This window comes from Lutibacter flavus (assembly GCF_900188355.1).
GTDB lineage: Bacteria > Bacteroidota > Bacteroidia > Flavobacteriales > Flavobacteriaceae > Lutibacter > Lutibacter flavus.
This window is the reverse complement of sequence record NZ_FZNX01000003.1, coordinates 451,589-464,770: the sequence shown is the minus strand read 5'-3', so window position 1 is coordinate 464,770 and position 13,182 is coordinate 451,589. Positions and strand designations below refer to the sequence as shown.

The window sequence follows — 13,182 nt, the reverse complement described above, 5'->3', positions numbered from 1 at the left end:
AATTAAAATGTTACAGCCAAAGAGAGTTAAATATCGTAAAGTACAGAAGGCGAAAGGGAATATGACTGGAAATTCTCAAAGAGGGCACCAACTTTCTAATGGAATGTTTGGGATCAAATCTTTGGAACAGAACTTACTTACATCTCGTCAAATAGAAGCAGCTCGTATTGCAGCTACTCGTCATATGAAAAGGGAAGGTCAATTATGGATAAAAATATTTCCGGATAAACCAATTACCAAAAAACCATTAGAAGTACGTATGGGTAAAGGTAAAGGTGCTCCTGAATATTTTGTTGCAGTTGTTAAACCTGGTAGAATTATGTTTGAAGTTGGTGGAGTACCAGCACATATAGCAAAAGAAGCTTTACGTTTGGCGGCACAAAAACTTCCTGTAAAAACAAAGTTTGTTGTAGCTAGAGATTTTGATAACGCTTAATAACCGATTAAGAAAATGAAACAATCAGAAATTATAGAATTATCAACTGAAGAGTTAAAAGAACAACTTGGAAGTTTAAAAAAGAGCTATACAGATCTAAAAATGGCTCACTCAATTTCACCGTTGGAAACTCCGTTGCAATTAAGAGTGCTTAGAAGAACTGTAGCGCGTGTAGCTACTGAATTAACTAAAAGAGAATTACAATAATTGTATTCAGAAGTAAAAGATGGAAAAAAGAAATCTTAGAAAAGAGAGAATAGGTGTAGTTTCTAGTAATAAAATGGAGAAATCTATTGTTGTTGCTGAAGTTAAAAAAGTGAAACACCCTATGTACGGAAAGTTCGTGTTAAGCACAAAGAAATATGTTGCACACGATGAGACAAATGATTGCAATATTGGAGATACTGTTAGAATTATGGAAACACGTCCAATGAGTAAATCTAAACGTTGGAGATTAGTAGAAATCCTAGAAAGAGCTAAATAATTATGTTACAGACAGAATCAAGATTAAGAGTCGCAGATAATACTGGAGCTAAAGAAGTTTTAGTAATTCGTGTTTTAGGAGGAACTAAAAAGCGTTATGCATCAATTGGAGACAAAATTGTTGTTAGTATTAAAGATGCTACACCAAATGGATCGGTTAAAAAAGGTCAAGTTTCTAAAGCAGTAGTTGTTAGAACGAAGAAAGAAATCAGAAGAAAAGACGGATCTTATATACGTTTTGATGATAATGCATGTGTGTTATTAGATGGTACTTCTGGTGAAATGAAAGGAACTCGTGTATTCGGTCCTGTAGCAAGAGAGCTTCGTGAAAAACAATTTATGAAAATTGTATCATTAGCACCTGAAGTGCTTTAATAAATTATTTAAGAGATGAAATTAAAGATAAAATCAGGAGATACTGTTAGAGTAATGACAGGTGATCATAAAGGAGAAGAGGGAAAGGTTGTTACAATTTTTCCAAATAAAAATAGAGCGATTGTTGAAGGTGTTAATATGATATCTAAACATTCAAAGCCAAGCGCACAAAATCCTCAAGGTGGTATTGTGAAAAAAGAAGCTTCAATACATATTTCTAATTTAATGTTGCTAGAAGATGGTGGCGTGACAAAAGTTGGTTATAGAATTGAAGATGAAAAGAAAGTTAGGTTCTCTAAAAAAACTGATAAAGCAATTTAGTTATGGCTTATATACCAAGACTTAAAGAAGAGTATAATACTAAAGTAGTAAAAACTCTTACTGAAGAATTTAGTTACAAAAGCATTATGCAAGTTCCTAAATTACAAAAGATCGTAATTAGTAAAGGAGTTGGTGCAGCTGTTGCCGATAAAAAATTAATTGATTATGCTGTAGATGAATTGACTAAAATTACTGGTCAAAAAGCTGTATCTACGTTATCTAAAAAAGATGTTGCTGCCTTTAAATTACGTAAAGGTGTAGCGATTGGTGCTAAAGTAACATTGAGAGGTGAGAAAATGTACGAATTTTTAGATAGATTAGTAACTGCATCCTTACCTCGTGTGAGAGATTTTGGAGGTATTAAGGCTACGGGTTTTGATGGTAGAGGAAACTACAATTTAGGAATTACTGAACAAATCATTTTCCCGGAAATTGATATAGATAAAGTAAACAAAATTAGTGGTATGGATATTACTTTTGTAACATCTGCTCAAACGGATAAAGAAGCAAAATCGTTATTAAGTGAATTAGGTTTACCCTTTAAAAAAAATTAAGGAATGGCTAAAGAATCAATGAAAGCCCGTGAGGTTAAGAGACAAAAGATGGTTGATAAGTATGCTGAAAAACGAAAAGCTTTAAAAGAAGCTGGTGATTTTGAAGCCTTACAAAAACTTCCAAAAAATGCATCACCAGTTCGTTTACACAATCGTTGTAAATTAACAGGAAGACCTAAAGGGTATATGAGACAGTTTGGTATTTCGCGTGTTACATTTCGTGAAATGGCAAATCAAGGTTTAATACCAGGTGTTAGAAAAGCAAGTTGGTAAAATTATAAATTGGTTTTAGGTTCGATTAAAATATTGAAAACCAAAACCGCAAATTAATATAAATGATTACAGATCCAATCGCAGATTATCTAACTAGAGTTAGAAACGCAATTATGGCAGGCCATAGAGTTGTTGAAGTTCCGGCTTCAAAAATTAAAAAAGAAATAACTAAGATTTTATTTGATCAAGGTTATATTTTAAGTTATAAATTCGATGAAACTGGTTTTCAAGGTGCAATTAAAATTGCCTTGAAGTATGACAAAGAGTCTAAAGCTTCGGTAATAAAAAAATTACAACGTGTTAGTACGCCTGGATTAAGGAAATATGTTGGTGCAGATGAAATGCCACGTGTTTTAAATGGATTAGGTATAGCAATTATATCTACATCTAAAGGTGTTATGACAACCAAGCAAGCTCGTCAAGAACATGTTGGTGGAGAAGTTTTATGTTACGTATATTAATAAAGAACTAAGCAAAGATGTCAAGAATAGGAAAAAACCCAATCACATTACCTGAAGGTGTTACATTTGATGTAAAAGAGAATGTAGTTACTATTAAAGGAAAATTGGGAGAGTTAACTCAGGAAATAAAGGATGATATTACTGTAAAAGTTGAAGAAGGTTCAGTTGTTTTAGAACGACCTTCTGAAAGTAAAAGCCATAAAGCAAAGCATGGTTTATACAGAGCTTTATTAAATAATATGATTACAGGAGTTTCACAAGGATGGTCTAAAGAATTAGAATTAGTAGGTGTTGGATATAGAGCAAGTAACCAAGGTCAAGTTTTGGAATTAGCTTTAGGATTTTCTCACAATATAATTTTAGATGTAGCTCCAGAAGTGAAAGTTGAAACTATTTCAGAAAAAGGAAAGAATCCAATTATAAAATTATCTTCATTTGATAAGCAACTTGTTGGTGCTGTGGCTGCAAAGATTCGTTCTATGCGTAAACCAGAACCATACAAAGGAAAAGGAGTTAAGTTTGTAGGAGAAATATTAAGAAGAAAAGCAGGTAAATCTGCATAATAAGTTATTATATTATGGCATTATCAAAGCTTGAAAGAAGAATTAGAATTAAGCATAGAATTAGAAAAATAGTATTTGGAACTGAATCTAAACCGAGATTATCTGTGTTTAGAAGTAACAAAGAAATTTATGCTCAATTAGTAGATGACAACGCAGGTGCTACGTTAGTATCAGTTTCATCAAGAGATAAAGAAATTGAATCTACAGGTTCAAAATCTGATGTTGCAAAAGCAGTAGGTAAAAGTATCGCTGAAAAAGCAATTAAAGCAGGTGTAGAAACTGTTGCATTTGATAGAAATGGATTTTTGTATCACGGTAGAGTTAAAGCTCTAGCAGACGCTGCGAGAGAAGCAGGTTTAAAATTTTAGTAAATATGTATCATAAATACAAAAACGTAGAAAGAGTAAAACCTAGCGGGTTAGAACTACAAGATCATTTAGTAGGTGTACAAAGAGTTACGAAAGTAACAAAAGGGGGTAGAGCATTTGGTTTTTCAGCTATTGTGGTAGTTGGAGATGGTAATGGTGTTGTTGGTCACGGATTAGGTAAGTCTAAAGATGTTGCTTCTGCAATTGCTAAGGCAATTGAAGATGCAAAGAAAAATTTAGTAAGAATTCCAATTATTAAGCAAACTTTACCTCACGAACAAAAAGGTAAATTTGGTGGAGCTAAGGTGTTTTTAAAGCCAGCTTCACATGGTACAGGAGTTATTGCGGGTGGTGCAGTGCGTGCGGTACTTGAATCTGTTGGTGTACATGATGTATTATCAAAATCACAAGGTTCATCAAACCCACATAATGTTGTAAAGGCTACTTTTGATGCTTTATTACAATTGCGTAGTGCTAGTATGATTGCTAAGGAAAGAGGAATTTCTTTAGAAAAAGTATTTAAAGGATAAAACAAGGAGAGATGGCAAAAATAAAAGTAACACAAGTAAAAAGTCAAATTAGACGTCCTCAGAACCAAAAAAGAACTTTGGAGGCTTTAGGTTTACGTAAGTTGAATCAAGTGGTGGAACATGAGGCTACTCCGGCTATCCTTGGAATGGTAAATACAGTTAAACACTTAATTTCTGTAGAAGAAGTTAAATAACATTTTATATAAGATGACATTAAATAACTTAAAACCTGCTGCAGGATCAGTTAAGGGCCAAGGAAAAAGAATTGGTAGAGGACAAGGTTCTGGTAAAGGAGGTACGGCTGCAAGAGGTCATAAAGGGGCTAAGTCACGTTCAGGTTATTCTAGAAAGATAGGATTTGAAGGTGGTCAAATGCCATTACAAAGACGTGTACCAAAGTTTGGTTTTACAAATATTAATCGTAAAGAATATGTAGGTGTAAATTTACATAAACTTCAAGAATTGGTTGATAATGGTAAAATTAAGGATTCGGTTACATTCGATGTATTAGTAGAAAATCGTTTAGCTCGTAAAAATGATCTAGTTAAAATATTAGGTAATGGTGAGTTAAAAGCAAAATTAAATGTAACAGTTCATAAATTTACGGCAACTGCTAAAACTGCAATCGAAAATGCTGGTGGTACAGCTGAAACGTTATAATCTCAATTAGATGAAAAAATTTATTCAAACCATTAAAGACATTTGGAGTATAGAAGAACTTAGAAATAAGATTCTATTAACACTTGGGTTTATGGCTATATATCGTTTTGCTGCTCAAGTTCCACTTCCAGGTATTGACATTACTGTAGCTCAGGCTGCTCTTCAAAATCAAACAAGTGGAGGAGGTATTTTAGGTTTACTAGATATGTTTACTGGTGGAGCATTTGCTCAAGCATCTATTGTAGCTTTAGGTATTATGCCTTATATTTCTGCTTCTATTGTTGTTCAGTTAATGGGAATTGCGGTTCCTTATTTACAGAAACTTCAAAAGGATGGTGAAAGTGGTAGAAAAAAGATTAATCAAATTACGCGTTGGTTAACTATAGCAATTACAATGGTTCAAGGGCCTGCGTATATTACTAATATTTACCAATTAATACCTTCTTCTGCATTTTATATTAGTGGAAGTATGTTTTGGATAACTTCTATGGTAATTTTAACGGCCGGAACAATATTTGCAATGTGGCTGGGTGAAAAAATTACAGATAAGGGTATTGGTAATGGTATTTCATTATTAATTATGATTGGTATTATTGCTCGTTTTCCAGGATCTTTTATTCAAGAGGCGGTTTCGAAAGTTACGGCATCTAATGGAGGTATGATAATGATGTTGATTGAAGTTATATTATGGTTCTTAGTAATTTTAGTATGTGTTTACTTAGTTACAGCGGTTCGAAGAATATCAGTTCAATATGCTAGAAAAACGGTTGCTGGAAATATTAAGAATGTTTCTGGAGCAAGAGATTATTTACCGTTAAAATTGAACTCTTCAGGTGTTATGCCAATTATTTTTGCACAAGCAATTATGTTTGCTCCTGCTTTATTGGCTAGATCTGAAAATGAAACGATTAAATCTATTGGTATAGAATTTTCTAATATGTTTGGATTGTGGTATAATCTATTATTTGCATTCTTAATTATAATTTTTAGTTATTTTTATACTGCAATTACCATACCTACAAATAAAATGGCTGATGATTTAAAGAGAAGCGGTGGTTTTGTTCCGGGTATAAGACCAGGTAAAGATACTGCTGAAATGTTAGACCGTATCTTATCTTTAATAACATTCCCAGGATCATTGTTCTTAGCAATAGTTGCAATTTTACCAGCTATTGTTGTTAAATTTGGATTGACACAATCTTGGGCATTATTTTATGGTGGAACGTCATTGCTAATTATGGTTGGTGTTGCAATTGATACGATACAACAAATTAACTCTCATTTATTAAATCGTCATTATGATGGATTAATGAAAAAGGGAACTAAAAGAAAATCAGTAGCATAATGGCTAAGCAACCAGCAATACAACAAGATGGAACAATTACAGAAGCATTGTCTAATGCAATGTTTCGTGTAGAGTTGGAAAACGGACATATTGTAACAGCACATATTTCAGGTAAAATGCGTATGCATTATATTAAATTATTACCTGGAGATAAGGTGAAGTTGGAAATGAGTCCTTACGATTTAACAAAAGCAAGAATTACTTACAGATATTAAAGTATATAAACCGATGAAAGTTAGAACATCAGTAAAAAAGAGAAGTGCCGAGTGCAAAATTGTGCGTAGAAAAGGCAGATTATATGTAATCAATAAAAAGAATCCTAGATTTAAACAAAGACAAGGATAGTTATGGCAAGAATAGCAGGTATTGATATTCCAAAAAACAAAAGAGGTGTTATTGCATTAACATATATTTTTGGAATTGGTAGGAGTAAAGCTAAAGAAATTTTAGCTGAAGCAAAAGTTGACGAAAGCACTAAAGTTCAAGATTGGACTGATGAAGAGATTCACGATATTCGTGAAGCTGTTGGTACTTTAACAATTGAAGGTGAATTACGTTCAGAAATTCAATTAAACATTAAGCGATTAATGGATATTGGATGTTATAGAGGTATTCGTCATAGATCAGGATTACCTTTAAGAGGTCAAAGAACCAAAAATAATTCTAGAACTAGAAAAGGTAAACGTAAAACTGTAGCTAATAAGAAAAAAGCAACTAAATAATAACTAAGATTATGGCGAAAGCAAGTACTAAAAAACGTAAAGTTATTGTTGAGGCAGTTGGTGAAGCACACATCACAGCTTCGTTCAACAATATTATTATTTCACTTACAAATAAAAGAGGTGATGTAATTTCTTGGTCATCAGCTGGAAAAATGGGATTTAGAGGTTCTAAAAAGAACACTCCTTATGCTGCTCAATTAGCTGCTGAAGATTGTGCAAAAGTAGCACATGAAGCAGGTATGAGAAAAGTGAAAGTTTATGTAAAAGGGCCTGGTAACGGACGTGAATCGGCAATTAGATCAATTCACAATTTAGGAATTGAAGTTTCTGAAATTATTGACGTTACTCCATTACCACATAATGGTTGTAGACCTCCAAAAAGAAGAAGAGTATAATTAATTAAATAATATTTTAACCGATAGGATTTTAGATTATCGAAGGATAAGCCTTAATTCATAATCCCTATCATTAATTTAAAAGAAATGGCAAGATATACAGGACCAAAAACAAAAATTGCTCGTAAATTTGGCGAAGCGATCTTTGGAGAAGATAAATCTTTTGAAAAAAGAAATTATCCTCCAGGACAACATGGTAATAATAGACGTAGAGGAAAAAAATCTGAATACGCTATGCAATTAGCTGAAAAGCAAAAAGCAAAATATACTTACGGTATATTAGAGAGACAATTCTCTAACTTATTTAAAAAAGCATCTGCATCTACTGGTGTAACTGGTGAAATTTTATTACAACTTTGTGAATCTCGTTTAGACAACGTTGTTTATAGATTAGGGATTTCTCGCAGTCGTAGTGGTGCTCGTCAATTAGTTTCACATAGACATATAACTGTAAATGGAGAGTTAGTAAATATACCTTCATTTTCTTTAAATGCTGGAGATGTTGTGGCCGTAAGAGAAAAATCTAAATCATTAGTTGCTATAGAAGATTCTTTAGCAAATAGAAATGATGTTTATGAATGGCTTACTTGGAATTCAGATACTAAGCAAGGAAATTTTGTTAGTGTACCTGAAAGAATTCAAATTCCAGAAAACATTAAGGAACAATTAATAGTAGAATTATATTCTAAATAATTTTAAAGATACCAATTCAATTATGGCAATTTTAAATTTTCAAAAGCCCGATAAAGTAATAATGATTGATTCTACCGATTTTAACGGTAGATTTGAATTTAGACCGTTAGAACCTGGATTTGGTTTAACTGTTGGTAATGCTTTAAGAAGAGTGCTTTTATCTTCGCTAGAAGGTTTTGCAATTACTTCACTTCGTATTGAAGGTATTGAGCATGAATTTTCTACAATTAAAGGTGTTGTAGAAGATGTAACTGAAATAATTTTGAACTTAAAACAAGTTCGTTTTAAGAAGCAAATTGAAGATTCTGATAGAGAAACTGTAAATATTTCAATTTCAAATAAAGAACAGTTAACTGCAGGGGATTTACAAAAATATATTTCTGGTTTTCAAGTATTAAATCATGATTTGGTTATTTGTAATATGGAGAAGTCAGTTTCTTTAGATTTCGAAATAACTATTGAAAAAGGGAGAGGTTTTGTGCCTGCTGAAGAAAATAAAAAGTCTGGCGTAGCCCTTGGAACAATTTTTACAGATTCTATTTTTACACCAATTAAAAATGTAAAATATGCTGTAGAGAACTTTCGTGTAGAGCAAAAAACTGATTATGAAAAATTAGTGTTTGATATTACTACTGATGGATCTATTGCACCAAAGGATGCTTTAACTGAAGCTGCCAAAATTTTAATTCACCACTTTATGCTATTCTCTGACGAGCGTATAACTTTAGAGGCGGATGAAATTGCACAAACTGAGACATATGATGAGGAATCATTACATATGCGTCAGTTGCTTAAAACAAAATTAGTGGATATGGATTTATCTGTAAGAGCACTTAATTGTTTAAAAGCTGCTGAAGTTGATACTTTAGGTGATTTAGTATCATTTAATAAAAACGACTTAATGAAGTTCCGTAATTTCGGTAAAAAATCTTTAACCGAATTAGATGAATTAGTTCACAATAAAGGGTTGAACTTTGGAATGGATTTAAGCAAATATAAATTAGACAAAGATTAATTTAAAACTTAGGTTTTAGTTAAGTTAAGATAGAGATGAGACACGGAAAGAAATTTAATCACTTAGGAAGACAAACAGCTCATAGAAAAGCTATGTTTGCTAATATGGCTTGTTCATTAATAGAACACAAGCGTATTAATACTACAGTTGCTAAAGCTAAAGCTTTAAGAGTATTCGTAGAGCCTTTAATTACAAAATCAAAAGACGATACTACTCATAACCGTAGAGTTGTATTTAGTTATTTAAGAAATAAATTTGCTGTAACAGAATTATTTAAAGAAGTTTCTGTAAAAGTAGCAGATAGACCAGGAGGTTATTTAAGAATTATAAAATTAGGAAACCGTCAAGGAGATAATGCTCCTATGGCTATGGTTGAATTAGTTGATTATAATACTTCATATAATCCTAATAGTAAAAAGAAAAAGAAAACTACCCGTAGAGGTAAATCTAAAGTTGCTGAAACTGTTGAAGCAAAAGCTTCTGAGTCTGTTGAAACAATACAAGAAAAGAAAGACGATAATTAATGTAAAGTCTTTAATAATTTTAGAAGGATAAACTATTTATAGTTTATCCTTTTTTTAAATATAAGAATTTATGATATTTCAAAAAAGAGTTTTAATTCTTTTAGTTACTTTTTTAATTTATAATTTTTCCTACTCACAAAAAATAACAATAAAGAATATTGAAAGCAGATTAATTACTCATCAGGGAGTTGAATTTGTTGGTGAACTAAAGGATTTAAGTAACGACACCTATCTTTACCCTAATTACAGCAATGAAGGAGTTTTATATTATGCTAATCAGAAATATATTATTTCTAATATAAATTTTAATGCTACAACTAATTCTTTTGAAAGTAGAATAAAAAGAGATAAATTATTTTCATTTAAAAGTTCGTTGATTGATTCAATTAAAATTAATAATCACTTATTTAAGAATATTAATAATACATTTTACGAGGTTTTATTTGAAAAGGGAGAAAATGCTTTTTTGAAAAAGCACGATATTGAGTATAGAGAGGGGGCAATTAATCGTTTGGATGGTAAGGTTGGTAGAACTAGAACATATTTAATTTATAATTTCTTAGTTAAATTAAATGGGGATTTTAAAAAATTAGAACTTAATAAAAAAGGAATAACAGAGTTGTTTGTAGATAATAAATATAATGACAGTATAGAGCAGTTTGTTGACAAAGAAAGATTATCATATAAAAAAGAAAATGATGTTATTAAAATACTTAAGTTTGGTTTTAAAATTTTAAATAAAGATCTTTAAAAATAATTATTTGTATAAATATGAAATATACTAAAAGAAAAAAGGCAATTTTATTATTAGCAGATGGAACGGTTTTCGAAGGGAAATCAATCGGAAGAGACGGAACGGCTTTTGGAGAAATCTGTTATAATACTGGTATGACAGGTTATCAGGAAGTATTTACGGATCCTTCTTATTTTGGTCAACTAATGTTAACAACCAACGCTCATATTGGAAACTATGGAATAAATGATGAAGAAGTAGAATCAGATTCTATTAAAATTTCGGGTTTAGTTTGTAAGAACTTTAGTTTTAATTATTCTAGGGAAAATGCCCAAGATTCTCTTGATAATTATTTTGAAAAGCAGAACTTAATGGCAATTTCTGATATTGATACTAGAGCTGTTGTTAGATATATTAGAGATAAAGGAGCTATGAATGCTGTTATTTCTACCGAAACTGATTTAAATATGTTAAAAGAAAAATTGCAATCTGTACCAAATATGGAAGGATTGGAATTAGCATCAAAAGTATCTACTAAAGAAACTTATTGTTTTGGAGATGAAAATGCTCCTATTAAAATATCAGCATTAGATATTGGGATTAAAAAGAACATATTAAGAAATTTAGCGAATCGAGGATGTTATATCAAAGTTTTCCCGTACAATGCTTCATTTCAGGATATGAAAACTTTTAACCCTGATGGTTATTTTTTATCTAACGGACCTGGAGATCCTAATCCGTTAAAAGAAGCTCAAGAAATTGCTAAAGAAATTATTAAAGAAGATTTACCATTATTTGGTATTTGTTTGGGACATCAGGTAATTGCATTAGCAAATGGAATTTCAACCTATAAAATGCATAATGGGCATAGAGGTATTAACCATCCGGTAAAAAATATTATTTCAGGAAAAGGTGAAATAACTTCTCAAAATCATGGTTTTGTAGTGAAACGAGAAGATGTAGAGAATCATGAAGATTTTGAAGTAACACATATTCATTTAAATGATAATACTTTGGCAGGTATGAAAATGAAAAATAAAAATTGTTTTTCAGTGCAATATCATCCAGAAGCTAGTCCCGGACCGCATGATTCCTCCTACTTATTTGATCAGTTTATTGATAATATAAAAGTATCAAAAGTATAAAATATAAAAGCCACTAACTAAACTAGTTAATGGCTTTTTTTAATTATAAAAAACGAAAACGTTATCGTATAAAAGGTGTGAAATTGAATATAAAATTGCCTTAAAATTCGTAACTTTGAAGAAGAAAATAAATTTTAAAAATAATAAAAAAATGAGTATAATTTTAAGTGTTCATGCACGTCAAATATTTGATTCAAGAGGAAATCCAACGGTAGAAGTTGATGTAGTTACAGAAAATGGTGTATTAGGTAGAGCAGCGGTTCCGTCAGGAGCTTCTACAGGAGAACATGAAGCAATGGAATTGCGTGATGGTGGAAAAGATTATATGGGAAAAGGAGTTTTAAAAGCTGTAAAAAATGTTAATGAAATTATAGCTGAAGAACTTTTAGGAACTTCTGTATTTGAACAAAACTATATCGATCAAATGATGATTGAGTTAGATGGTACAAAAAATAAATCTAAATTAGGAGCTAACGCAATTTTGGGTGTTTCCTTGGCTGTTGCAAAAGCAGCTGCAAATGAATTAGAAATGCCATTATATCGTTATGTTGGTGGTGTAAGTGGTAACACTTTGCCAGTACCAATGATGAATATTATTAATGGTGGATCTCACTCTGATGCTCCTATTGCTTTTCAAGAATTTATGATTATGCCAGTTATGGCAAAAAACTTCACTGAAGCTTTAAAAATGGGAAGTGAAATTTTTCATAATTTAAAGAAATTAATTCACGATAGAGGTTTAAGTACTGCAGTTGGTGATGAAGGTGGATTTGCTCCAACATTTGATGGAACGGAAGATGCAATTGAAACTGTATTAAGAGCTATTGAAAATGCTGGTTACAAACCAGGTGCTGAAGTTAAATTAGCATTAGACTGTGCTGCAGCTGAATTTTTTGTTGACGGAAAATATGACTACACAAAATTTGAAGGTGATAAAGGTGTAATTAGAACTTCAGAAGAACAAGCTGATTATTTAGCTGAATTATCTGCAAAATACCCAATTATATCTATTGAAGATGGAATGGATGAAAATGACTGGGAAGGATGGAAATACTTAACAGAGAAAATTGGAGACAGAGTTCAATTAGTTGGTGATGATTTATTTGTTACAAATGTAGAACGTTTATCTCGTGGTATTGAAAATGGGATTGCAAATTCTATTTTAATTAAAGTAAATCAAATAGGGACTTTAACAGAAACTATTGCAGCGGTTAATATGGCTCATAATGCTGGGTTCACTTCTGTTATGTCACATAGATCTGGAGAAACGGAAGACAATACAATTGCAGATTTAGCAGTTGCATTAAATTGTGGTCAAATTAAGACAGGATCTGCTTCTCGTTCTGATAGAATGGCAAAATATAACCAATTATTAAGAATTGAAGAAGAATTAGGCAGTGTTGCTTACTATCCACAAGATAAAGCATTCAAAATTTAATTCGTTAAATAATAAAGAATTATTAAAAAGTCGAGAATTTTCTCGGCTTTTTTTATTTATGTAACAATATATACATATTTAGTAAATGATTTTTAAAATTCTTTTAAAATAGTTGAAAATTCATTAAATTCGCTATACTTAAATTTAA

At 31.3% G+C, this 13,182-nt stretch carries 24 protein-coding genes; all 24 read left to right on the top strand.

The features are described from left to right. Positions 1–7 precede the first annotated feature (7 nt). The 24 genes from rplP (at position 8) to eno (ending at position 13,034) form a co-directional block, all read left to right on the top strand. Positions 8–436, top strand: a complete 429-nt coding sequence (gene rplP / locus CHB63_RS11040) for a 50S ribosomal protein L16 (protein WP_089378509.1) — start codon at positions 8–10, stop codon at positions 434–436. 15 nt (positions 437–451) lie between these two features. After that, on the top strand, positions 452–643 hold the full coding sequence (gene rpmC, locus CHB63_RS11035) for a 50S ribosomal protein L29 (RefSeq protein WP_089378508.1): 192 nt from the start codon (positions 452–454) through the stop codon (positions 641–643). A 19-nt stretch (positions 644–662) separates the two neighbouring features. Next, positions 663–920, top strand: coding sequence for a 30S ribosomal protein S17 (gene rpsQ, locus CHB63_RS11030; protein ID WP_089378507.1), 258 nt, complete (start codon positions 663–665; stop codon positions 918–920). 2 nt (positions 921–922) lie between these two features. Then, positions 923–1,294, top strand: a complete 372-nt coding sequence (gene rplN / locus CHB63_RS11025) for a 50S ribosomal protein L14 (protein WP_089378506.1) — start codon at positions 923–925, stop codon at positions 1,292–1,294. A 15-nt stretch (positions 1,295–1,309) separates the two neighbouring features. Beyond that, positions 1,310–1,615, top strand: coding sequence for a 50S ribosomal protein L24 (rplX, locus tag CHB63_RS11020; protein WP_089378505.1), 306 nt, complete (start codon positions 1,310–1,312; stop codon positions 1,613–1,615). Positions 1,616–1,617: 2 nt separating this feature from the next. After that, positions 1,618–2,169, top strand: coding sequence for a 50S ribosomal protein L5 (gene rplE, locus CHB63_RS11015; RefSeq protein WP_089378504.1), 552 nt, complete (start codon positions 1,618–1,620; stop codon positions 2,167–2,169). A gap of 3 nt (positions 2,170–2,172) precedes the next feature. Then, positions 2,173–2,442, top strand: a complete 270-nt coding sequence (gene rpsN, locus CHB63_RS11010) for a 30S ribosomal protein S14 (RefSeq protein ID WP_089378503.1) — start codon at positions 2,173–2,175, stop codon at positions 2,440–2,442. A 62-nt stretch (positions 2,443–2,504) separates the two neighbouring features. Further along, positions 2,505–2,903 (top strand): 30S ribosomal protein S8, encoded by a 399-nt coding sequence (gene rpsH, locus CHB63_RS11005; protein WP_089378502.1) that lies wholly within the window; start codon positions 2,505–2,507, stop codon positions 2,901–2,903. A gap of 17 nt (positions 2,904–2,920) precedes the next feature. Beyond that, positions 2,921–3,466 (top strand): 50S ribosomal protein L6, encoded by a 546-nt coding sequence (gene rplF / locus CHB63_RS11000; protein WP_089378501.1) that lies wholly within the window; start codon positions 2,921–2,923, stop codon positions 3,464–3,466. Positions 3,467–3,480: 14 nt separating this feature from the next. Then, positions 3,481–3,834, top strand: coding sequence for a 50S ribosomal protein L18 (rplR, locus tag CHB63_RS10995; protein WP_089378500.1), 354 nt, complete (start codon positions 3,481–3,483; stop codon positions 3,832–3,834). 5 nt (positions 3,835–3,839) lie between these two features. Beyond that, on the top strand, positions 3,840–4,364 hold the full coding sequence (gene rpsE / locus CHB63_RS10990) for a 30S ribosomal protein S5 (RefSeq protein WP_089378499.1): 525 nt from the start codon (positions 3,840–3,842) through the stop codon (positions 4,362–4,364). 11 nt (positions 4,365–4,375) lie between these two features. Continuing rightward, entirely contained in the window at positions 4,376–4,558 is a 183-nt protein-coding gene (gene rpmD, locus CHB63_RS10985; protein WP_089378498.1) for a 50S ribosomal protein L30, read from the top strand. A 13-nt stretch (positions 4,559–4,571) separates the two neighbouring features. Further along, positions 4,572–5,024, top strand: a complete 453-nt coding sequence (gene rplO, locus CHB63_RS10980) for a 50S ribosomal protein L15 (protein ID WP_089378497.1) — start codon at positions 4,572–4,574, stop codon at positions 5,022–5,024. Positions 5,025–5,034: 10 nt separating this feature from the next. Then, a complete protein-coding gene (secY, locus tag CHB63_RS10975) occupies positions 5,035–6,369 on the top strand; it encodes a preprotein translocase subunit SecY (RefSeq protein WP_089378496.1) in 1,335 nt (444 codons plus the stop codon). Next, complete coding sequence (gene infA, locus CHB63_RS10970; protein WP_068206835.1) at positions 6,369–6,584, top strand: translation initiation factor IF-1; 216 nt, start codon at positions 6,369–6,371, stop codon at positions 6,582–6,584. Before secY ends, infA begins: the two co-directional genes overlap by 1 nt. Positions 6,585–6,597: 13 nt before the next feature. Beyond that, positions 6,598–6,714: a type B 50S ribosomal protein L36 gene (ykgO, locus tag CHB63_RS10965; protein WP_081932050.1), complete on the top strand. Its 117-nt coding sequence runs from the start codon at positions 6,598–6,600 to the stop codon at positions 6,712–6,714. 2 nt (positions 6,715–6,716) lie between these two features. After that, positions 6,717–7,091: a 30S ribosomal protein S13 gene (gene rpsM, locus CHB63_RS10960; protein ID WP_089378495.1), complete on the top strand. Its 375-nt coding sequence runs from the start codon at positions 6,717–6,719 to the stop codon at positions 7,089–7,091. Positions 7,092–7,102: 11 nt separating this feature from the next. Further along, the gene (rpsK, locus tag CHB63_RS10955) at positions 7,103–7,486 is read left to right on the top strand and encodes a 30S ribosomal protein S11 (protein ID WP_089378494.1); all 384 of its coding nucleotides are present in this window, start codon (positions 7,103–7,105) and stop codon (positions 7,484–7,486) included. Positions 7,487–7,573: 87 nt separating this feature from the next. Beyond that, entirely contained in the window at positions 7,574–8,179 is a 606-nt protein-coding gene (gene rpsD, locus CHB63_RS10950; protein WP_089378493.1) for a 30S ribosomal protein S4, read from the top strand. A 22-nt stretch (positions 8,180–8,201) separates the two neighbouring features. Beyond that, positions 8,202–9,194 carry a DNA-directed RNA polymerase subunit alpha gene (locus tag CHB63_RS10945; protein WP_089378492.1) on the top strand — a complete coding sequence of 331 codons (993 nt, stop codon included), beginning with the start codon at positions 8,202–8,204 and terminating at the stop codon, positions 9,192–9,194. A 35-nt stretch (positions 9,195–9,229) separates the two neighbouring features. Next, complete coding sequence (gene rplQ / locus CHB63_RS10940) at positions 9,230–9,718, top strand: 50S ribosomal protein L17 (protein ID WP_089378491.1); 489 nt, start codon at positions 9,230–9,232, stop codon at positions 9,716–9,718. Positions 9,719–9,788: 70 nt separating this feature from the next. Beyond that, positions 9,789–10,469, top strand: a complete 681-nt coding sequence (locus CHB63_RS10935) for a hypothetical protein (RefSeq protein ID WP_089378490.1) — start codon at positions 9,789–9,791, stop codon at positions 10,467–10,469. 20 nt (positions 10,470–10,489) lie between these two features. Then, positions 10,490–11,596: a glutamine-hydrolyzing carbamoyl-phosphate synthase small subunit gene (gene carA, locus CHB63_RS10930; protein WP_089378489.1), complete on the top strand. Its 1,107-nt coding sequence runs from the start codon at positions 10,490–10,492 to the stop codon at positions 11,594–11,596. A gap of 151 nt (positions 11,597–11,747) precedes the next feature. Beyond that, positions 11,748–13,034 carry a phosphopyruvate hydratase gene (eno, locus tag CHB63_RS10925; RefSeq protein ID WP_089378488.1) on the top strand — a complete coding sequence of 429 codons (1,287 nt, stop codon included), beginning with the start codon at positions 11,748–11,750 and terminating at the stop codon, positions 13,032–13,034. Positions 13,035–13,182: the final 148 nt, after the last annotated feature.